Source organism: Methanohalophilus profundi (assembly GCF_004137855.1).
GTDB lineage: Archaea > Halobacteriota > Methanosarcinia > Methanosarcinales > Methanosarcinaceae > Methanohalophilus > Methanohalophilus profundi.
Window position 1 is genome coordinate 1,293,915 of sequence record NZ_QBKB01000002.1, and the last position, 19,386, is coordinate 1,313,300.

General features: G+C 45.3%; 20 protein-coding genes, 2 tRNA genes and 1 pseudogene. 17 read left to right on the forward strand and 6 right to left on the reverse strand.

What is annotated here, in order from left to right; translation table 11 throughout:
* The first annotated feature begins 77 nt into the window (after positions 1-77).
* Genes C9889_RS06815 through C9889_RS06825 form a run of 3 tightly spaced genes read left to right on the forward strand, consistent with a single transcriptional unit; the run spans position 78 to position 1,129 of the window.
* A complete protein-coding gene (locus C9889_RS06815) occupies positions 78-467 on the forward strand; it encodes a response regulator (RefSeq protein WP_129598178.1) in 390 nt (129 codons plus the stop codon).
* 21 nt (positions 468-488) lie between these two features.
* On the forward strand, positions 489-782 hold the full coding sequence (locus C9889_RS06820; protein WP_129598180.1) for an HAD hydrolase-like protein: 294 nt from the start codon (positions 489-491) through the stop codon (positions 780-782).
* Positions 689-1,129: an HAD family hydrolase gene (locus C9889_RS06825; RefSeq protein WP_225420112.1), complete on the forward strand. Its 441-nt coding sequence runs from the start codon at positions 689-691 to the stop codon at positions 1,127-1,129. Before C9889_RS06820 ends, C9889_RS06825 begins: the two co-directional genes overlap by 94 nt.
* Positions 1,130-1,131: 2 nt before the next feature.
* On the opposite strand, the gene C9889_RS06830 is transcribed toward C9889_RS06825, so the two are convergent.
* Positions 1,132-1,536 carry a PaaI family thioesterase gene (locus C9889_RS06830; protein ID WP_129598184.1) on the reverse strand — a complete coding sequence of 135 codons (405 nt, stop codon included), beginning with the start codon at positions 1,534-1,536 and terminating at the stop codon, positions 1,132-1,134.
* Between the two features lie 173 nt (positions 1,537-1,709).
* Positions 1,710-1,784: transfer RNA gene (locus C9889_RS06835), tRNA-Arg, on the reverse strand.
* 142 nt (positions 1,785-1,926) lie between these two features.
* Between C9889_RS06835 and ilvE the strand changes: the two genes are divergently transcribed.
* The 13 genes from ilvE to C9889_RS06900 all read left to right on the forward strand — a co-directional run bounded on the left by ilvE (position 1,927) and on the right by C9889_RS06900 (position 14,777).
* On the forward strand, positions 1,927-2,805 hold the full coding sequence (gene ilvE, locus C9889_RS06840) for a branched-chain-amino-acid transaminase (RefSeq protein ID WP_129598186.1): 879 nt from the start codon (positions 1,927-1,929) through the stop codon (positions 2,803-2,805).
* A 24-nt stretch (positions 2,806-2,829) separates the two neighbouring features.
* A complete protein-coding gene (locus C9889_RS06845) occupies positions 2,830-4,026 on the forward strand; it encodes a molybdopterin molybdotransferase MoeA (protein ID WP_129598187.1) in 1,197 nt (398 codons plus the stop codon).
* A 98-nt stretch (positions 4,027-4,124) separates the two neighbouring features.
* Positions 4,125-4,922, forward strand: coding sequence for a molybdate ABC transporter substrate-binding protein (gene modA, locus C9889_RS06850; RefSeq protein WP_129598189.1), 798 nt, complete (start codon positions 4,125-4,127; stop codon positions 4,920-4,922).
* A gap of 5 nt (positions 4,923-4,927) precedes the next feature.
* The gene (gene modB, locus C9889_RS06855) at positions 4,928-5,596 is read left to right on the forward strand and encodes a molybdate ABC transporter permease subunit (protein ID WP_191985837.1); all 669 of its coding nucleotides are present in this window, start codon (positions 4,928-4,930) and stop codon (positions 5,594-5,596) included.
* Positions 5,597-5,744: 148 nt separating this feature from the next.
* On the forward strand, positions 5,745-6,713 hold the full coding sequence (locus tag C9889_RS06860) for an ABC transporter ATP-binding protein (protein WP_263854020.1): 969 nt from the start codon (positions 5,745-5,747) through the stop codon (positions 6,711-6,713).
* An 84-nt stretch (positions 6,714-6,797) separates the two neighbouring features.
* Complete coding sequence (locus C9889_RS06865) at positions 6,798-7,889, forward strand: OBG GTPase family GTP-binding protein (RefSeq protein WP_129598195.1); 1,092 nt, start codon at positions 6,798-6,800, stop codon at positions 7,887-7,889.
* Between the two features lie 99 nt (positions 7,890-7,988).
* A complete protein-coding gene (locus tag C9889_RS10110) occupies positions 7,989-8,162 on the forward strand; it encodes a hypothetical protein (protein WP_164999310.1) in 174 nt (57 codons plus the stop codon).
* A 34-nt stretch (positions 8,163-8,196) separates the two neighbouring features.
* Positions 8,197-8,269 (forward strand) — tRNA-Gln (locus C9889_RS06870).
* 729 nt (positions 8,270-8,998) lie between these two features.
* Positions 8,999-9,193 (forward strand): hypothetical protein, encoded by a 195-nt coding sequence (locus C9889_RS06880; RefSeq protein ID WP_129598197.1) that lies wholly within the window; start codon positions 8,999-9,001, stop codon positions 9,191-9,193.
* Positions 9,183-9,458 carry a type II toxin-antitoxin system RelE family toxin gene (locus tag C9889_RS06885; protein ID WP_129598199.1) on the forward strand — a complete coding sequence of 92 codons (276 nt, stop codon included), beginning with the start codon at positions 9,183-9,185 and terminating at the stop codon, positions 9,456-9,458. Before C9889_RS06880 ends, C9889_RS06885 begins: the two co-directional genes overlap by 11 nt.
* A 949-nt stretch (positions 9,459-10,407) precedes the next feature.
* Positions 10,408-12,150: an autotransporter outer membrane beta-barrel domain-containing protein gene (locus C9889_RS06890; protein ID WP_129598201.1), complete on the forward strand. Its 1,743-nt coding sequence runs from the start codon at positions 10,408-10,410 to the stop codon at positions 12,148-12,150.
* A gap of 177 nt (positions 12,151-12,327) precedes the next feature.
* A complete protein-coding gene (locus C9889_RS06895) occupies positions 12,328-13,557 on the forward strand; it encodes an Ig-like domain-containing protein (RefSeq protein WP_129598203.1) in 1,230 nt (409 codons plus the stop codon).
* 86 nt (positions 13,558-13,643) lie between these two features.
* Positions 13,644-14,777, forward strand: coding sequence for a PGF-pre-PGF domain-containing protein (locus C9889_RS06900; RefSeq protein WP_129598205.1), 1,134 nt, complete (start codon positions 13,644-13,646; stop codon positions 14,775-14,777).
* A 109-nt stretch (positions 14,778-14,886) separates the two neighbouring features.
* On the opposite strand, the gene C9889_RS06905 is transcribed toward C9889_RS06900, so the two are convergent.
* From C9889_RS06905 to C9889_RS06915, 3 genes and pseudogenes are all read right to left on the reverse strand, one after another.
* Positions 14,887-16,665 carry an adenosylcobalamin-dependent ribonucleoside-diphosphate reductase gene (locus C9889_RS06905; protein ID WP_225420024.1) on the reverse strand — a complete coding sequence of 593 codons (1,779 nt, stop codon included), beginning with the start codon at positions 16,663-16,665 and terminating at the stop codon, positions 14,887-14,889.
* Between the two features lie 53 nt (positions 16,666-16,718).
* Positions 16,719-17,447 (reverse strand): annotated as a pseudogene (locus C9889_RS06910) (permease); the annotation flags it as partial.
* Complete coding sequence (locus tag C9889_RS06915; RefSeq protein ID WP_129598209.1) at positions 17,429-17,707, reverse strand: ArsR/SmtB family transcription factor; 279 nt, start codon at positions 17,705-17,707, stop codon at positions 17,429-17,431. The pseudogene C9889_RS06910 and the gene C9889_RS06915, both read right to left, overlap by 19 nt.
* Positions 17,708-17,895: 188 nt before the next feature.
* On the opposite strand from C9889_RS06915, the gene C9889_RS06920 reads away from it, so the two are divergent.
* Positions 17,896-18,471 (forward strand): flavodoxin family protein, encoded by a 576-nt coding sequence (locus C9889_RS06920; RefSeq protein ID WP_129598211.1) that lies wholly within the window; start codon positions 17,896-17,898, stop codon positions 18,469-18,471.
* Positions 18,472-18,546: 75 nt separating this feature from the next.
* Here the strand turns inward: C9889_RS06920 and C9889_RS06925 are convergent.
* Positions 18,547-19,386 (reverse strand): S1C family serine protease (locus C9889_RS06925; protein WP_129599477.1); only part of this gene is annotated, 840 nt, incomplete at its 5' end.

The window sequence follows — 19,386 nt, forward strand, 5'->3', positions numbered from 1 at the left end:
CAACACCTGTAATTTTTTTGTGCAAGTGTTATCTGTAATGATTTATTATATAAGCTGTAAATTTATGAAGGTCCTTTATGAAAAATGCACAAATAATGATAGTCGAGGATGAAAATATAGTTGCTATGGGAATTAAAAGCAAACTTGAATCTTTAGGCTATTCCATTCCCTGTACGGCATCTTCTGCAGAGGATGCTATACGCAAAGCCGATCTTTTTTATCCGGATCTGGTTTTGATGGATATTTTGCTGAAAGGAGAAGGTGACGGAATCGTGGCAGGAGATTATATCAGGAAAAATTTTGGCATTCCTGTAATATATCTGACCGCTTATACTGATGAAGAAACCCTTGAAAGGGCGAAATTAACGCACCCTGCCGGTTATATATCCAAACCTTTTAAAGTAGAGGATATCCATACCAATATTGAGATTGCTCTGCACAAACATGATGCATCTGATGATTCCTGATATCAGGGAGTATTTTTATACATGACCAGGGCTTTGATTTTTGATATGGATGGCATTCTCATTGACTCAATGCCCCATCATGTTAAAACAATTAACCGGGTATTCGGTGCGGTGGGAATACATCTCGATGAACAAACCATCTATGATATGGAAGGTTCCAGAACAGTTGATATTGTAACTCACATATTAAAACGCAAAACATCGATCCTGAATCTCTGGACATTGAAGGCCTTCTTGCACAATATCAGGAGGAATTCAAACGGACGGCCAGTTTCAGGCCCTTTGAACAAATACGTTCGATTTTGCCACAGCTAAAGGGCCATTTTCTGTTATCCATGGTTTCAGGTGCTGACAGGTCAATTGTTAAGCATATAGTGGATGATTTTTTCCCGGGCATCTTTGATGCTGTCATCAGCGGGGATGATGTCAGTAAAGGCAAACCCGAACCGGAGCCATTCTTAAAGGCTGCCCATATGCTTGAAGTAAATCCCACGGATTGTGTTGTGGTGGAGAATGCAACAAAAGGTGTAGAAGCGGCTAAAAGAGCAGGGATGTATTGTGTGGCTGTCCCTACTTATGTCTCCCCGGATAAACTGGAGAGAGCAGATAAGATATTTGATAACCACGGGGAACTGGCACAGTACCTTTTATCCTTGAAATAAGTTCAGATAATATCTTCAATTAGGTTTCTTTTCCGGTATGCAAGCCCTTCAAAACGGGCAACAGTGTCTGCCGTACCATCTGTGACAGTTACAGTATAGGTTGCGATTTTGGGATTCAGGGATGTTTCGAAAGCTTCGGCTGTAAGGGTGCCCTCAGTGGCCGCCTTTGGATAGCTTATGTTGGCATTAATGGCAACAGCTACATTGGCGTGTGAGTTCGCAGCAGCTGCAAATGTGAAGTCTGCAAGGGTGAATATGGCACCTCCCTGTACTGTACCGACGCCGTTTTTGTGCTTGTCTTCTATTTTCATGGAAGCTTTTGCATATCCCTTTGAAACTTCCAGCAACTCTATTCCAATATGCCGGGCAAACAGGTCTTTTTTAAGCAATTCTTCCGCTTCTTTCATATTTCACACTCTCTTTTAATTATAACTGGATCCAGATTTTAAGTGTTCCCTCTCTTTGAATTAAAATATGGAGATTACAATAGTTTCTTTCTTGCCATTGTCTAGCAACATAGACTATAACCCGGGGAATTGATAACTCAACCGGTGGCAGTAAAATAAAAAAAAAGTTGATGCGGACCCGGTGGGATTTGAACCCACGACCACCGGGTTAGAAGCCCGGTGCTATATCCTGGCTAAGCCACGGGCCCAGGATAGTGAAGCGACATGAAATAGGATTTGGTGCATAAAAGCCTTTTGTCAACTGTTGGATATGAGTTTGCAAATATTCATATATATTATGATTACATTTGTCCATCTTAATACTGATAAGTCATATTAAGAGGGCTGAAAATGAGTGAAGTTCTGGTTTATTATAACGGTGATTATGTCCCCAAATCCGAAGCAACCACTTCTGTCTATGACCATGGTTTCCTCTATGGTGACGGTGTTTTTGAAGGGATCCGGGCATACAACGGCAGGGTATTCAAGTTAAAAGAACATGTGGATCGTTTATTTGATTCTGCAAAGGCTATCGCAATGGACATTCCCCTCAGTAGGGAAGAGATGAGTCAGGCAATCCTGGAAACCCTGAGAAAAAATGATCTCAGTGATGCATACATAAGACCCATCGTATCCCGTGGTGTAGGGGACCTCGGTCTTGATCCCCGCAAATGCAAAACTCCCAATATATTCATCATTACCCAGGAATGGGGGGCAATGTACGGGGACCTCTATGAGGTTGGCTTAAAAGCAGTCATGGTCGCAACCCGGCGCAACGCTCCCGATGCCCTCTCCCCGAATATCAAATCCCTGAACTACTTGAATAATATTCTGGCCAAGATTGAGGCCAATGCCAAGGGGGGCGACGAAGCGATATTCCTGGACGGCAACGGCTACATCTGTGAAGGTTCCGGGGATAATATATTTATCATAAAGAATGGCAAAGTGTATACTCCGCCAACAATTTCCAATCTGAAGGGTATTACCCGTGCAACAGCTATTGAGTTACTTATGGAAAGAGGTTATGAGGTACTTGAGGAAAATGTAGGGCTTTTTGATTTATTCACAGCAGATGAGGTTTTTGTAACCGGCACTGCTGCAGAAGCCGCCCCCATTACAAAGGTTGACGGAAGGCTTATCGGAGATGGAAAACCCGGGCCCATTACCGGGGAAATGGTAAAGGCTTTCGAGGAGATCACAACTACTACCGGTACTCCAATCTACGAATAAGTGTTGAAGGTTGCACAAACGAAGATGCGCAAAATACTCAACGACCTAACATCGCTGGATGAGGCCAGGCAAATTCTGGACGGCTTGCCCGTAAATTGCGGAGTGGAGCATGTTTCACTTGAACGTGCCGATGGTCGCATACTTGCAGAAAATATAGTATCTGCCATCAATGTTCCACCCTTTGCCAAGGCACTCAAGGATGGTTATGCTATCCGTGCCAAAGATGTTCCCTCGCCGGGTACATGTCTGTTGCTGAAAGACTATGTACCTGCGGGCAGAGGGGATAGCCTATCCCTTGGAAAAGGTGAAGCTGTGGATATTTCCACCGGGGCACCGATTCCAAAAGAAAGTGATTCTGTTGTAATGGTGGAAGATACCACTCTTGCAGAAGGGAAAGTGTGTGTTCACAGTGATATCAGGCAAGGCCAGCACATCCTTCCTGCAGGCACTGATATCTCCAGAGGTGAGACTGTTCTTGAAGCAGGGCAAATGTTGTCTCCTGCAAAGATTGGTATCCTTGCGGCGCTGGGTATCAATAATACAATTGTGAAAAATCTGAAAGTGGGCATTATCTCTACCGGGAATGAATTGACCGAGCCCGGCAATCCTCTCGGGCCAGGCAGGATCTATGATGCCAATTCCTATACTCTGTCAACCGCTATCAGACGTTTGTCGGCAACTCCTGTGGTCTATGGTATAGTTAGGGATGAACCTGAAAAAGCCCGTTCTCTCCTTTTGGAGGCAGTTTCTGAATGTGATATCGTATTGACAACCGGCAGCACATCGGCGGGTTCGGATGATTTCATGTACCGGTTAATGGAAGAAGAAGGGCAAATCCGGATGCATGGCTTAAAGTTCAAACCCGGCAAACCGGTAATAATTGCATCGGTCAGGAATATTCCCGTGATTGGATTGCCCGGTAATCCTACAGCATCCCTGATGGTATTCAATGAGATCGTGTCCTTGCTTGTAAGAAAGGGGCTGGGGATTTCTGCGCCTGAAAGACAACGGGTGAAAGCAACCCTTATGGATGACGTGTATTCTGATAACAGGCTGGAATACCATTGTGTGGAAGTAGTTGATGGACGGGCCTATTCGGTGGATAAAACCTCTGCTTCAATAACAACACTGGCAAAGGCCGATGGTTTCATTGTAATCGAACCGCAAATAACTTTTGTGAAAGCCGGGAATGAGGTTGAAGTCACTTTCTTTGAGAATTGATTTCGTTTCATTGGCTCTTTTAGAAACTTATTTATGTGCATATGTATCAATGCACCGTTATGCATGTCCGAACATATCGCAGGGCATAAGGTGGTTGAATGAAACGAAATAATCAGATAATACTTCTGGTAGCAACAATAGCAGTCGTAGCTGTGATAGGTGCATATCTGGCCAATTCCACTGCATCATCCGCGCAGGAAACTGACAGTGAGGAAATTACGGTATCTGCGGCTGCCAGTTTGACGGAAAGTTACCGTGAGATAGTAAAACAGTTCGAGGCTGATAATCCTGATATAAAGGTCAATCTCAACCTTGCAAGTTCAGGTTCCCTGAGGATGCAGATTGAGGGGGGAGCACCGATCGATGCTTTTGCTTCAGCATCCCAGAAACACATGGATATTCTGGATACGAAAGATATGATAGATGCTGATTCAAGGCGGGATTTTGCCCGCAATAGTCTTGTTATGATAGTACCTGCAGGTACAAACCAGATCGAAAATCTTGAGGATCTGGGCTCGGAGGAGGTCACAAAGATCGCCCTGGGCAATCCTGAAACTGCGCCGGTGGGACGTTATGCAAAACAGGGGCTTGAAGAGGCAGGGCTCTGGCAGGCTATTGAAGGCAAGACCATATTTGCGGGAAATGTGAAACAGGTCCTTGTGTATGTGGAACGCGGGGAAGTAGATGCAGGATTTGTATATATGACCGATGCACAAACCTCTGAGAGCGACAAGATCAGGATTGTAGGAGAGGTGCCGGTAGATGCCAATATAAGTTATCCGGTGGCAATCCTGGCAGATTCCGAGGCAAAGGAAGCATCCCGGAAATTCATTGATTTTGTAACAGGGCCAGAGGGCAAACGTATTCTGGAAGAGTATGGATTTAAGGTAGAGTGAGTTTTGTGCTTGAGCAGGCTATTTATCCCCTGTATATAACCCTGAAGATAGCCACCCTCTCAACGATACTGGTGGTCTTAGTGGGCCTGCTCATTTCATACCTGCTGGCACGCCGCGATTTTACGGGCAAGAACCTTGTGGACATTCTGGTGACCCTGCCCCTTGTATTGCCTCCCACGGTAACCGGATACTTGCTGGTCGTATTGCTCGGGAAGAATGGTGTGCTGGGTCAGTATATTTTTGAAATTACGGGTTTTGGCATTCTTTTCACATGGCAGGCAGCCGTGATCGCTGCATTTGTGGTATCCCTGCCGTTGATGGTTAAGACCACATCCGCTGCGATAGGGAGTGTGGATCGGGAACTGGAATACGTGGCTTATACACTGGGGCACAGTGAACTGGAAACTGCCCTTTTTGTGACCCTGCCCCTTGCAAAGAAAGGAATTATAGCAGGGCTGATGTTGAGTTTTGCAAGGGCTGTGGGGGAATTCGGTGCGACCCTTATGGTTGCGGGCAACATTCCCGGAAAAACGAATACCATGTCGCTTTCTATTTACACTGCCTTCCAGTCAGGCAATGACAGTCTTGCCAATATTCTTGTTGTAATCCTTGTAATAATGTCGCTTGTTTCCATGGCTGCAACGGCAAAACTTGTTAACAGGTGGAAGGTGTGAGACATGACTGGTAATATTCAGGTTGATATAAAAAAAAAGATATTCAGGCCAGGAGGATGCACCGGATTTTAATCTGGATGTTAATTTTACTGCTTCAAATGAACTGGTTGTCCTGTTTGGGCGTTCCGGTTCGGGGAAAACCACAACCCTGAGATGTATTGCAGGGCTGGGGAAACCTGATAGGGGTTTTATTGAAGTTAATGGCAAGGTCTATTTTGACAGCGGTTCAAAAAAGAACCTGTCTCCCCAGGACCGCAAGCCGGGTTATGTTTTCCAGAATTATGCCCTTTTTCCGCATATGAATGTGGCCAAAAACATCACTTACGGGTTAAAAGGCAAATCGGATGATGCAAAAGAGCAAAGGTTGCATGAGATGCTGGATCTTCTGCACATAACGGGCCTGCAGGACCAGTATCCTTCCCGGCTTTCGGGAGGACAGAAACAACGAGTTGCCCTGGCCCGCGCCCTGGCTCCTAATCCTGACATATTACTTCTGGATGAACCCTTTTCAGCACTTGATATGGTTGTCCGGATGCGCCTGCGGGAGAGGATACACAGTATCCAGGAGAAAATGGACATTCCAGTGTTGTTCATCACTCACAATCCGGTTGAAGCCTTCACGCTGGCCGATAAAGTAGTGGTATTGCATAAGGGTTCGGTGCAGCAGGAAGGCAGGCCTGAGGACGTTTTCTATAATCCGTGTAACAGACATGTGGCAGAACTTGTGGGTGTATCGAATATTTTCGATGCCGATTTTGCAGGCAAGTCTGAGAATGGATTTGTCCTGGATACGGATTCAATCTCAATAACCACCACAAAGAATGTTGATGCGGGTGGCAGCTATGCCTGGGGTGTGCGACCGGAGAATGTGCATCTTCATCCTGCCGGGGAAGATATAAACGGTTGCAATGTATTCCCCACGACTGTGCGCAGTGTTGTCAACAGGGGGGCAAGCAGGGTTGTGGCTGTGGATATTCCGGGTGGCGGATCAGTGCTGCTGTCGGAGATGGATAACCGCAACTTCGGGAAACTGGATATAGGGCCGGGTTCGGAATGCCTGGTGGAAATCGATCCCCGGGATGTACTTGTTTTTGCCCGGGAGGAGCCTGCAGGTTGAATACAACTGGTAATATTAACAAAAAAGTTATGGGATTGCGGGAACGGGAAAGTCTTTTTAACATTGAAGTGGTGTTAGGTGGCGATGAGCGTCGAGGACGAAATTGCCAATATTGAAAAAGAGATTCGAGACACTCCTTATAACAAAGCAACATCTCATCATGTAGGTAAACTTAAAGCCAAGATTGCCCGTTTGCGTGAGGATCTCCAGAAGAAAGCTTCTGCCAAATCCGGCGGGGAAGGTTACGGAGTACGTAAATCAGGAAATGCTACGGTTACACTGGTAGGTTTTCCTTCAGTTGGTAAATCCACTCTCCTGAACCGGCTTACAGGAGCAAACTCTGAAATCGGTGCTTATGAATTCACAACCCTGGATGTTATTCCCGGTGTAATGGAACACAAAGGTGCGTCCATACAGATCCTGGATGTACCGGGTCTTGTCAGGGGTGCAGCCAGCGGGCGTGGCCGGGGTAAGCAAGTTATCGCAGTTGTACGTAACAGTGATCTGGTAGTTTTCATGCTTGATGTTTTCCAGACAGAACATTTTGAGGTTCTAAAAAATGAGCTTTATGATGCCGGTATCCGGCTGGGCCAGCATCCGCCTGATGTCGTGATCAAGAGGAAGGATCGCGGTGGAATCACTGTGAGCAGCACCCTCGACCTGGATCTTTCGGAGGATCTTATCAAGGCAATCCTGGATGATTATAAGATAAACAATGCCCATGTGCTTATCAGGGATGATATAGATGTGGACCAGCTGATCGATGTGGTGATGGGCAACCGTGTGTATATTCCCGATGTGACTGTTATCAATAAGGTGGACCTGGCGGACGAAAACACCCTGCCTAAAGTAAGGGAAAAGTTCCCGGATTCCCTGCTTATCTCTGCCAATAAGGGCACCCATCTGGAAGAGGTAAAGGACATGATTTTCAATTCCCTGGATTTCATACGGATATACCTCAAACCCCGGGGAGAGGCTGCGGATATGGAGGAGCCGCTTATCATCCGTATAAGAAGCACGGTGGGAGATGTGTGTGATCACCTGCATCGCGATTTCCGGGATAAGTTCAGGTATGCCTATGTATGGGGTGAATCGGCCAAACACCCGGGCCAGCGTGCAGGGCTGGAGCATGTCCTTGAGGATGAGGATATCCTGACCGTGATCATACAGACGTGAACTTATTTTTTCATCCCATTGTTATCTGGATGGCAGCTGGGTATTTGCGCATTATCGAGTAGGCCATGCTTTTGCCGAGCCGGACCTTGCCCCGTACGCATGCGGTACATTTCTCCCTTCATCCAGCGGGCAAACACCGGTTATGGCGAATCGGGCAATCTTCCTGTCATGTATTCCCTCCCGCACACTGATGTGCTGGCAACCGCCGGGCAGGATAGCCGCAAATTAAACCTTATATCAGGAAATAAGCAGCCCCTCTTACATAAAAATTAAGTAGGATTATGCGATTATCACAGTGAACAGTAGCAGTCCCGTAGGGTAGTGGTCAATCCTTTCGGCCTTTGGAGCCGAAGACCCTGGTTCGAATCCGGGCGGGACTATAAAAATTTTAGACAATCCTAAGCAGATATCGATGGCCGTAAAATTTGAATGTCTGTTTAGTGACTTTTTTTTACTTAACCCTATAGTTAATGCACGGTCCTGGATGGATCAGTTTCATTTCGCCTCTGTAGATACACTCACCTCCTACGGAGTTGAATGCCTATAACTCTGTAAGAGTTACAGGTTTCGATTGTTTTTGCAGAGGATGCTGGAAATAGGCGATCATCCAGGTCTGTATCTGCACCTTTTGAGCAATATCAACATTTACAATAAATCCAAATAATCCATAAAACTGCTTTACTTAGAGATTGTTTAACCATTCTAAGTAAAGGAACGTTTGAACTACTCCACGCTTACGCATGGAGATTCCTACGAGTTGTTATTTCATTCATTGGATGTATTTGGGATACATCAAATGTCAATAACCCTGTTTGTCGTAGATTATGAGCAAAATGCTCATAGCCTGTCCAGGTGGCATAATTGGATAGGTAACGTATCATGATATTGATAGCACTGTTTCTATCTCTATCAATAACGTTACCACAATCACATGTCATATTATAGCCTAGATATCTTGCAGAACTTCTTGATTACACAAACTATATATGCTATAACATACTATAATAGTTATAGTCACCATAGGTTAACATAAGAAATATGGAAGCCAAGAAAAATCATGAAAACCAAGACAAACAGAAAGCAACAGAAAAAAAAGGAGTGAAAGCCAAATGGTGAGCAGTACAACAATACAGATTAAAGTGGAGACTCGTGACGCTTTAAGAGAAACCGGTTCCATGGGAGATGACTATAACTCTGTAATTGAGAATTTGATTATAGAGCATAATCGTAATTCTTTCCTGGAATATTCACGAAAAATTGTAACTGACCGAAAAGAGGAATTTATTAGTGTCGATGAAATATGATGTATTAGTATTACCGAATATATTTGATGGTATTCCACCAACGTTGAGAGATAACCTCAAAAAAGAAATCAAAGGCCTTAGTAAACCCTTTCCGGGAGACGGTCGGGGAGATAAAAAAGAAATAAAAGGCACCTACGATGCGGCATATCGCCTAAGAGTGGGAAATTATAGAATTTTTTATAGAATAAATTCAAATGAACATGTGGTAAATGTCTTTGATGTCTTGACAGCCGAACAAGCACATAAAAAATATGGTAGACTTTGATATCTTCAAAACACCTGTCGTTTTATCAATAATAACCTGTATTTTACAAGTCTTATGCCACCATCCATAGTATATAGTATTGGCGGAATATAGTATTTTACAATCTATATTTTTGTTAAATTCATCCATTTTTCTAACTAGGATGGTGGGTATTTCACCCCCCTCCTCCTCCTCCTCCTCACCCCATGTCAGGATCCTCCTCTCCTCCCTGTACCCCCGAAAACCACCTTAACACAATTCCTGTGATTGCACATCCTCCTCGCTGACAACCCCTGCACCTTCCAGATGAATTAACCCGCGCTTGCAAAGCATACCGCTGGCAGTTCCTTTCAGGGATTTCCTCTTTCCGGATAGTTCAAACTCCCTCCCGGCTATCGCCCCGTGTTGATGTGGTCTGTTACAGTTGCCTTTGCACCTCCTTCCTGCCTGTAGCGTTGATGGGTGCTGTGCTACAATTATCTGTCATCTTCTGCCACGTCTGCCCGGTTGATTCCTTCCTTTCCCTGCTGGAAACCCCTTCCCAAAACGTAAACATCATCAATGCCAGGGCAGTTCACATCCCTCTCCTTCTATCCTCAATTCGAAATATAATTATTTTATAAATTTATGCCAATATACACGTTAATTCCGCTGTAGTATATACAAGAAACAGCCTGTCATTCTGAACGTCTTCTTTCAGATATTACAATTTAACCCCTCTGCACCTTCATTTGCTTAAATATCAGATCATCCGGGCACTTTTGCTCAGCAAATAATGTATACAAATAATTTATTGTGTATATTAATATACTAATATACAGGAGATTTTCTAAAACGTGTATATACAGAACTTTTTTTATATAAATGGAAACTTTTAAATGTACATAACAATATTGATACCCTTACTAGTGATTCTAACCTATAGTTAGGACTATGGGTACCAAATATAATAGAAAAGGTGATTAAAAATATGATTAAAAGTAACAAGATGATTGGAGTCGGGGTACTCCTCCTTGCCATACTAATGGCCGGAGCAGTACTTACAATTGCAACATCTGTAACAAATAATGATGCACCTGCGGCCAACGTGGGCCCCGGTGCAGATGTAGAGATTATGAATTTTACCATTGAAGATGGCGGAGACTTAATTATAAATGATACTACAGATGGTCTGTCTCCAGGAGCCAATCTCACAAATGATTTTGCCAACGTCACACTTGGTTATGACTCAGATTGGACAAATGTATCTTCATACGATGCTACAGACGGAGATGGCTGGAATGCTTCAGTGGATTTCTTATATATAAACAACAGCGGAACAGCGGCGTTCAATAATTCTACAGGTACTGATTATGTTATTGGAGGTGATTATTCAGTAATGGGTTCAGCTATTGATGATTCTTCTAAAATGACCTATGGTGGATTCGATAATGATTGGCCATTCACTTCATTGGATAACACTGATGGTGATGGTGATTTCGATGTTACTAATGATGCTATCATAATCGATGGCGATGAAAACGATTTCTATCAGGACAATTTTACTGAAATCTCCATTGTCAGTGATTCTGACGACAACCCGATTGTTTCCGATGTTGTATCTTCCATGACAATTTATGGAGATTCTGGTACTACTATTACGACCTCTTCTTCACCATTTGTTGGCTCTCTTACTCAAGACATCACACAGAACGAAACCTACACCGTCAATATGACTTTATCCGATTCTTCTGGTGAATGGGATGAGGATTACTACAACATGCTCGCAAACGCCACTCTTACACTGGCTTCCGGCGACGAAACTGTTGTCAACGGTAATACAATCAAGGCAAGTCATGTGTATCTTGATTCTGAGTATTATGATGAAGATGTAACAATTACAATTACACTGGAAGACGATGCATTGAATGATGATCCTAACAGGATACAGGAGAAGACTGTCCAATTGACCAGTACTTCAGATGTTAAAACTTTGGATATCACTCTTGTAGAAACCGGTGCAGACACAGGTATATTTACTGCAGATGTAATTACTTCCAGCGGGACTGTATCTGGAAATGAACTGCATGCTGAAGACGGAGATACAATAACAGTTACCAACGGTGATTTTACCGACACTGCTACTGTTGACAGTTCTGCACCAAGTGCCGTCGAAGTAACATCTCCGGACTCACTCCAATACAAGAAGTCAACTGATACTTTGGATGTAGACTACGGATATACCGAAGCAAACCCATATCAGACAACCATCCAGTTTGTCAACTCTGATGGAGATGTCGATGCCGAATTCGTAAAGGATGATGCTTCTGAGGATCCTGATGCCGTTACACTGGATCTTTCAAACCCAGATGAGGGCTCTTTTGAAGAAGGACTCTACAGTATCAAACTTTCAGTTGAAGATGCCGCTGGCAATGTCAACAACACAGAGATCCTGCAGGCTGATGTCCTGATGATCGATGATACCGGACCATCTGTAAATGAAAGTACTATTGCAAACAACATCACAGGCACTGAGAATTACTATAATGGTTACTACAACAACTCTTTCGCCTTCAACCTCACCTTCGATCTTGAAGATAATGGTGAAATTGATAACGATACAGTAGTGTTGCACTACAATAATAGTACTTCAGAAGGTACCATCACACCGGTTAATGTAACCACTGTCAGTAGTTCTCTAATTTTCCCTCCATCTTGTTCCTGCCATTATTGAATTACCTTAAACACTGCACTACTAGCTGAATCCTTAACTTTCTCCTAAGCCATCGTTCTCGCCGCATATAAAGCTATCGGGGGGTGTTGTTAGGTTCAGATGCTCAAAATTAGCTAAGTACTGACTGTAGGAACAAATGCAACCTACAATGCAACCATTGACACCCAAGATGATGGAATGGCTGACAATACCACCATTGTATTCTGGCTGGAAGCCAATGATACATTAGGCAATACTATTGAAAACGGTGGAAATGCATCTAATCCTCTTCTAAGTTACACAGTGGATACAGCAGCTCCAGAAGCCCCTGCCAACTTTGATGCAGTAGCTGAAACTGGTGTAATCAACCTCAGCTGGGATGCTGCCAACGATAATGCAAGTGGTGTTGATCTCTACAACATCTACCGCAATAATACAGGTACTGATTTCATTGATTCCGATTACATTGGAAACAGAACAGATACAAGTTATTCTGATGTCAATTCAAGTCTTGCAGCCGATGTAAATTACAACTACATAGTTGTGGCAGTCGACAACCTTGGTCATGAAAGTGATGATGCAGACACAGCCAATGCAACTTTTGAACCGGGAGTACCTGTAGATATTACATTTGATACAGTAGACTCCATTATTATTGCGGATGGTCGTGACACTACCGAGATTACAGCAACCATTGTAGATGAGCATGGTAGAACAATCCAAAGCGGCAACCTCTCTTTCAATACTGATGCTGGTACACTGAATGTCACCGACGGTAACGATTACGAGGTCACCGACGGAAGTTATACTGTAACTCTCACCTCTGCAATGGAAACCGGTGTAGCCAATGTAACCGCTTCACTGGAAGGTACAGATATCACCAATACCACTCAGGTTGAGTTTGCCGACAGCACAACAACACCATTTAATCTGCGTGCAGGCTGGAACCAGATGTCCCTGCCCTTGATTCCTGCAGACTCTTCCATTGAGACAGTTCTTGAAGGCATCGATGAAGGTACAGATGTGGAAATTGTCTGGGCCTATGATGCACAGAGCGGCAACTGGACCAGATATATACCAGGAGTAGGTGGAGGACTTGAAGAAATGGTAGACGGTAAAGGTTACTTGCTGAAGGCCGATTCCACCGGAACTATGACCGTTTCTGGTTATGAAGATGTGGATCTGATCGAAACCCCACGGGCCTATGATGTCTATGAGGGGTGGAATTTGATAGGATTCAAGTATACAGGCAATATGATTTCTTCTGAATACCTTGGCAATGTTGCCACGTCTACAGACCGTCTTTATGGCCTTGGTGGAGAATTAGAGATGGGTGAGGATATGCAAAAAGGACAGGGTTACTGGCTGGCAGTATCTCAGGACGGAACCATCTATCCTCCGGGATATACATACTCAACACCTAAATAAAGAGGAATGAATTTTCTTTCCTCTTTTTTAATTTTTAGTGTATTGTGCAGTTAATCTAACTGTAAAAGATTAAGGAGATTTATTTTATGATCAATAAAAGAACATTGATTCTACTGTGTACCTGCATGCTTCTGGCGGTCTCTATGGCAGCTGCAGACGACACCACACCATCGCTTCCCGAGACTTTTTACGGTACGGTTACGGTGGCCGGGGAATCTGCTACCGATGGCACTGTGGTTTCTGCCTGGATTGACGGCAATGAAGTATTCAGCCAGGAGACAATCGATGGAAAATATGGATATTCAGAAGGATTCAATGTGTACGGTGATGAGGGTGACACCATTACCTTCAAGGTAGGCGGTACTGAAGCTGCTACTAATTCCCTTGGACAGGACGGGGAACCAACAGATTTGGACTTTAGTGTCGATTCCGTATCAGACGATGGCGACGATAGTGAAGAGAGTACTGGTGATTCATCTTCAGGTGGTGGCTCTTCTGATAGTGACACCTCCAGCAGTTCCTCCTCCGGTGGCGGAGGCGGTGGTGGCAGCACAGGTGAAGAATATGAGAATATTGCTTCCACGGATGCTCAGACACGGACCGTCACAGCCGGGGCAACTGCCAGTTATGAGTTTGATGGTGAAGACAACGATGTGACCTTTGTCCAGTTCAGGGGTACAACCAACTCCGGACAGATCAAGGTGCTTATCGAGGTCCTGAAGGATACTTCTGCCCTTGTGGATGAGGATGCTCCGGGTGATGTTTACCAGAACGTCAACATCTGGGTGGGTAATGCCGCCTTTGATGATGACAACATGGAAGATCCTGTTGTTGGCTTCAGGGTAAGCAAGGACTGGATGTCTGACAATGGTGTCGATCCGGCATCAATCGCCCTGTTCCATCATGACGATGGATGGGAGCAGCTGGAGACCACTCAGACCGATGAGGATGGCGACTACTTCTACTTCGAGGCAGAGACAACCCGTTTCTCACCGTTTGCCATCTCCACTGTAGAAAGCAGTGCCATCCAGACACAGGATACTACCGGTGACACCCAGGCTGACAACACCGATGAGTCCACTGACGCCCAGCAGGAAGATTCCACTGGCTCAGATGATGATTCCACCGGTGTACCGTCCATGTCAATCATTGGCATAATCGGCCTGATTGCCCTCGTGGGTATCGGTGCGGCTTATTCAATGAAGAAAAAGAACTCCTGAATGCAGCAACTTTTTGCTGCACTCTTTTTTTTATTTCTCTGTAAACCGAATATTAATTCCTGTATCCGGAAGTATTCAACTCCTCAAAACAGGATACTCACAATCTGCTTCACTCACATCCGTTTTTCGTACAGGCCTTAACTGTTGCAGTGCTGTCATCCCTTTTCTCCCCGGTTCCCCCGATCTCCAGCACCTGTTCTGCCTTGCTTCCATAACGGTAAGCAGCAATTCCCTTACACTTCAACCGGTAGGCCAGCATATAGATCTCCCGGAAATCCTCCGCCGTAGCCTCATGAGGCAGGTTCACGGTCTTGGCAACAGCATTATCCACATGCTTCTGGAAAGCCGCCTGCATCCTCACATGCCAGCGGGGCTGGATCTCCAGGGCGGTGGCAAAGACCCGTCTGGTCTCTTTGGGCACATTCGGGCTGTTCTGGAGGGATCCGGTTTCGGCGATTTCCTCCATCAACTGTTTGCTGTAGAACCCGTGTTTCCTTGCCATCTCCTCAAAAACAGGATCGATCTCTGTCAGCCGGGTTCCCATCACATTGCGCTGATAGGTGAGGGCAAACATCGGCTCAATTCCTGAAGTGGTATTTGCAATTATGCTCAGGCTGCCTGTAGGGGCCACGGTATTCACCGTTGCATTGCGCATTGCGGGATAATCCTTTGCAAAGGTGCTCCTGTGGAAATTCGGGAAACTGCCTCGCTGCCTGCCAAGTTCCACAGATTTTTGCACGGCTTCTTGCCGGATGAACTTCATCACTTCTTCTGCTGTCGCAATTCCTTCCTCGCAATCATAGGCAATCCCCAGGCGTGCCAGCATGGCGGCAAATCCCATAACACCCAGGCCAATCTTGCGGTTTTGTTTTGTCCTCTGCTCGATTTCCGGGAGAGGGTATTTGTTGGCATCGATCACATTATCCAGGAAATGCACTCCTGTATGGACCGTTTCCTTCAATTTCTGCCAGTCGATATTCCCTCTCCTGACCATCCGTGCCAGGTTGATCGAGCCGAGGTTGCAGGATTCATAGGGCAAAAGAGGCACCTCTCCGCAGGGGTTTGTACTCTCGATTGTGCCGATTGCACTCATGGGATGTCTGCGGTTGATCTCATTCAGGAATAGCAGGCCGGGATCTCCGGTCTGGCAGGCGCAGGTCACTATCCGGTCAAACACATCCCGTGCCTTTAATTGCTCCTTAACTTTACCGGTTCGGGGATTTATAAGTGCATAATCCCTGTCTTGGCTGACAGCTTCCATAAATTCATCCGTCACACCCACCGAGATATTGAAATTGTGGAGTATATCCTCCTTTTCCTTGGCCTGGATGAACTTGAAAATATCCGGATGGTCAACTCTCAGCACCCCCATATTGGCTCCCCTGCGCCTGCCGCCCTGCTTGATCACATCCGTTGCCTTATCAAAGATCGTCATAAAGGAAAGGGGTCCGGAAGCCACGCCTTCTGTGGAGCGCACAGGATCCCCCTCAGGTCGAAGGTCTGAAAAGGAGAATCCTGTGCCACCGCCTGATTGATGGATGAGGCTCATATCCTGCAGGGATTTGAAGATACTTTTCAGGGAATCTTCCACAGGCAGCACAAAACACGCACTCAATTGCCCCAGCTCGGTGCCCGCGTTCATGAGAGTGGGGGAATTGGGAAGGAATTCCAGGTCTGCCATTACCTGATAAAAAGCATCTTCAGGCCTTTGCACACTGTATCCGTAGCTGCTGTCGACTCCGGCAATAGCCTTTGCAACTCTGCGGAACAACTCGCCGGGCTCTTCTGCGATTTTGCCTTCTGCATCCCTTAAAAGGTAGCGCTTTTCCAGCAATATTTTTCCATTGGCGGACAATTTGGATTCGATTGTGCGATTCCTTTTATCCATACAAGACCCCATTTTAAGATTGGGTTAAGGTGCTTTATAGTTACCTCACCGTTTCAGGAGCAATCATGGCATTCATCACTTTTCCTTCTCTGTATCAGGGCATAGGCAATCATTACTGTCAAAAGCAACGCAAAGAAAGTTTTCACTTCTGCGGGCAGCACGCCACTTGCACTTCCCACAATAGCCGATGCCTCAATTCCCAATCTAATGTATATCAGGTCGAGCAACATCCCAAATAGCAGCGCAAAAAAGGCTATCGATGTAAGATAAATAGTAACAGCCTTTTTGCCCAAATATTTTGTAACCACTGTAATGGTTGCAGCATTGGTGGCCGGTCCTGCAAGCAGGAACACAAAGGCTGCACCAGGGCTCATCCCTTTGGCTATAAGGGCGGCTGCCAGGGGTGTGGAGGCGGTGGCGCATATGTAGAGGGGGACCCCTATAAAGAGCATCAGGATCATCGAACCAATCCCGCCTCCCAGGTAGCCTCTCACAATTTCCTCCGGCACGATATATGAAATCACTCCTGCTATCAGCAGCCCCACAATAAGCCACTTTGCAATATCTCCCAGCAGTTCCACGTAAGCATATTTTATGGCATCTATAGCCCTTTTTTTCAGGCCTGCCTGCTCGCAATCATCACCGCCGCAATCACAACCCGGATTTGTTGCATCTTCCTTTTTTGAAAGCATAATGGGATTTGAGAGCGTATTTGTCCTGTCCTTTTCCATAATATTGCTTGTAATTCCTGCTCCCACCGCGGTTATGAAGGTAGCAACAGGCCCTCTTTCCTGACCCGCACAAGGTCTAGCTGGCGTAGTATCCGCATATTATGGGATATTGCAGACTGTGAAGCTTCAAGTGCTTCACTGAGTTCACATACGCACATATCCTTTTTTTTGAGTAAGAACAGGATGTTCAGGCGTGCAGATGATTGCAGTGCTTGAAATATGGCAGACATGCGCGTAATTGTTTCAGGTGGTGGGATTGTGAGTTTTTCAATCTGGTCTTTATCCACGCGTTTGCAGGCTGAGTTATCCATGAATATATGATCAATTCTTCATATATATGAATCTGTTTCTTTACGGCATGGAAAAACGAACCCCTAAGTTCCTTCTCCAGTAATTATCTAACTGATTCGGGTGAATTAGTAGTATAGTTGTTATATAGGGGAGTGGATAATGCAATTATTGGAAATATGTTGTCTAAAGACAGATGGAAGGTACTAAAATGAAAGTTGTAGCATTCAATGGGAGTCCCAGGGAAGACGGGAACACCGCAAAGCTCGTCAAAAATGTATTTTCAGAACTCGAAAGGCAGGGAATTGAGACCGAAATGATTCAGCTGGGGGGTATCCCTGTAATGGGATGTACTGCCTGCATGAAGTGTTTTGAGAACAAGGATCGCCGATGTGTCATATCCAGTGATCTGATCAATGAATGTATCGAAAAGATGATTGAGGCTGACGGCATAATTATTGCAAGCCCTACATACTTTGCCGATCTGACTACGGAAACAAAAGCCCTGATTGACAGGGCGGGTTTTGTCGGGAAAGCAAATGATGAACTTTTCAAGCATAAGGTCGCAGCAGCGGTTGTATCTGTCAGGAGAGCAGGCGCCCTTCATGCATTTGATTCCATTAACCACTTTTTCTTGATCTCCCAGATGGTCGTACCGGGTTCAAGTTACTGGAACATTGGAATGGGACTTGCCCCCGGGGATGTAGAATCTGATACAGAAGGAATGCAGACGATGCAAAACCTTGGCCAGAATATGACCTGGCTTATGAAAAAGATCAATGGCTGAGTAGCCATTTATTTCCTTTTTTGGGTGTGCATTTCCAGTGTATGAAAATGCGTAATCAAGTGTTATTTGAATTATTCATTCCGGGCGCGCGCCAAGTTCCAGTTGTGTTGTCATCTTTTCCCCGTCCCTGTAATACTCAAGTTCGATCTCGTCACCCGGCTGTTTCTCACTTATATGCGCAATGATCTGGTCACTGTTGAAGACTTCAACCCCGTCTACTCCTACAATGATATCCCCGTTGATGAAGATTATTTCATCATTGATCTTTACTTCTTCTGCACTTTTCAGCCCGGCATCCTCGGCAGGTCCGTCTTCCACTACAACCACGACCATTACTCCTCTGGATGCCTCATCATTAAGGTCCATGAAATCTGCTGCCCTTGGACTTACAGGGAGCATCTGTATACCGATCCAGGAATGTTCATATTTTCCTTTTTCTATTATGGCATCGGCAACCATCCTGGCTTTATTGGAAGGTATGGCAAAACCCAGATTATCTCCGCTACGTGCACGGTTGACCCCGATCACTTCCCCTGAGAGATCAATTAGGGGCCCTCCTGAATTTCCCGGGTTTAACGGTGCATCGGTCTGTATAACATTGGGGATGGAAAATCCGTTTGTTGTGGGCATTGTCCTGCCCGTGGCACTGACGATTCCATGTGTTACACTTCCCTCAAGCCCAAAAGGAGTACCTATTGCCATCACCATCTGAGCAGGATTGATCATGGATGAGTTGGCCATTGGCAGGGGATAGGGTTGGCAGTTTTCATCACAGGGGACTTCATCGACCTTTAATACAGCAATATCAGAATATATGTCAGTGCCCGTGATCTCAGCATCCATTGCAACCCCGTTGCTGAAATATACTTCTACGGAATCAGCATTTTCCACGACATGCTGGTTCGTTATGATATG

Bases quoted from the DNA above. Each gene is read 5' to 3' on its own strand.
- C9889_RS06920 (WP_129598211.1), top strand. From the start codon at position 17,896: ATGAAAGTTGTAGCATTCAATGGGAGTCCCAGGGAAGACGGGAACACC.
- modA (WP_129598189.1), top strand. From the start codon at position 4,125: ATGAAACGAAATAATCAGATAATACTTCTGGTAGCAACAATAGCAGTC.
- C9889_RS06830 (WP_129598184.1), bottom strand. From the start codon at position 1,536: ATGAAAGAAGCGGAAGAATTGCTTAAAAAAGACCTGTTTGCCCGGCAT.
- ilvE (WP_129598186.1), top strand. From the start codon at position 1,927: ATGAGTGAAGTTCTGGTTTATTATAACGGTGATTATGTCCCCAAATCC.
- C9889_RS06895 (WP_129598203.1), top strand. From the start codon at position 12,328: ATGGCTGACAATACCACCATTGTATTCTGGCTGGAAGCCAATGATACA.
- C9889_RS06845 (WP_129598187.1), top strand. From the start codon at position 2,830: ATGCGCAAAATACTCAACGACCTAACATCGCTGGATGAGGCCAGGCAA.
- C9889_RS06915 (WP_129598209.1), bottom strand. From the start codon at position 17,707: ATGGATAACTCAGCCTGCAAACGCGTGGATAAAGACCAGATTGAAAAA.
- C9889_RS06885 (WP_129598199.1), top strand. From the start codon at position 9,183: ATGAAATATGATGTATTAGTATTACCGAATATATTTGATGGTATTCCA.
- C9889_RS06905 (WP_225420024.1), bottom strand. From the start codon at position 16,665: ATGGATAAAAGGAATCGCACAATCGAATCCAAATTGTCCGCCAATGGA.
- C9889_RS06815 (WP_129598178.1), top strand. From the start codon at position 78: ATGAAAAATGCACAAATAATGATAGTCGAGGATGAAAATATAGTTGCT.
- C9889_RS10110 (WP_164999310.1), top strand. From the start codon at position 7,989: ATGCGGTACATTTCTCCCTTCATCCAGCGGGCAAACACCGGTTATGGC.
- C9889_RS06820 (WP_129598180.1), top strand. From the start codon at position 489: ATGACCAGGGCTTTGATTTTTGATATGGATGGCATTCTCATTGACTCA.
- C9889_RS06880 (WP_129598197.1), top strand. From the start codon at position 8,999: ATGGTGAGCAGTACAACAATACAGATTAAAGTGGAGACTCGTGACGCT.
- C9889_RS06890 (WP_129598201.1), top strand. From the start codon at position 10,408: ATGATTAAAAGTAACAAGATGATTGGAGTCGGGGTACTCCTCCTTGCC.
- C9889_RS06900 (WP_129598205.1), top strand. From the start codon at position 13,644: ATGATCAATAAAAGAACATTGATTCTACTGTGTACCTGCATGCTTCTG.
- C9889_RS06865 (WP_129598195.1), top strand. From the start codon at position 6,798: ATGAGCGTCGAGGACGAAATTGCCAATATTGAAAAAGAGATTCGAGAC.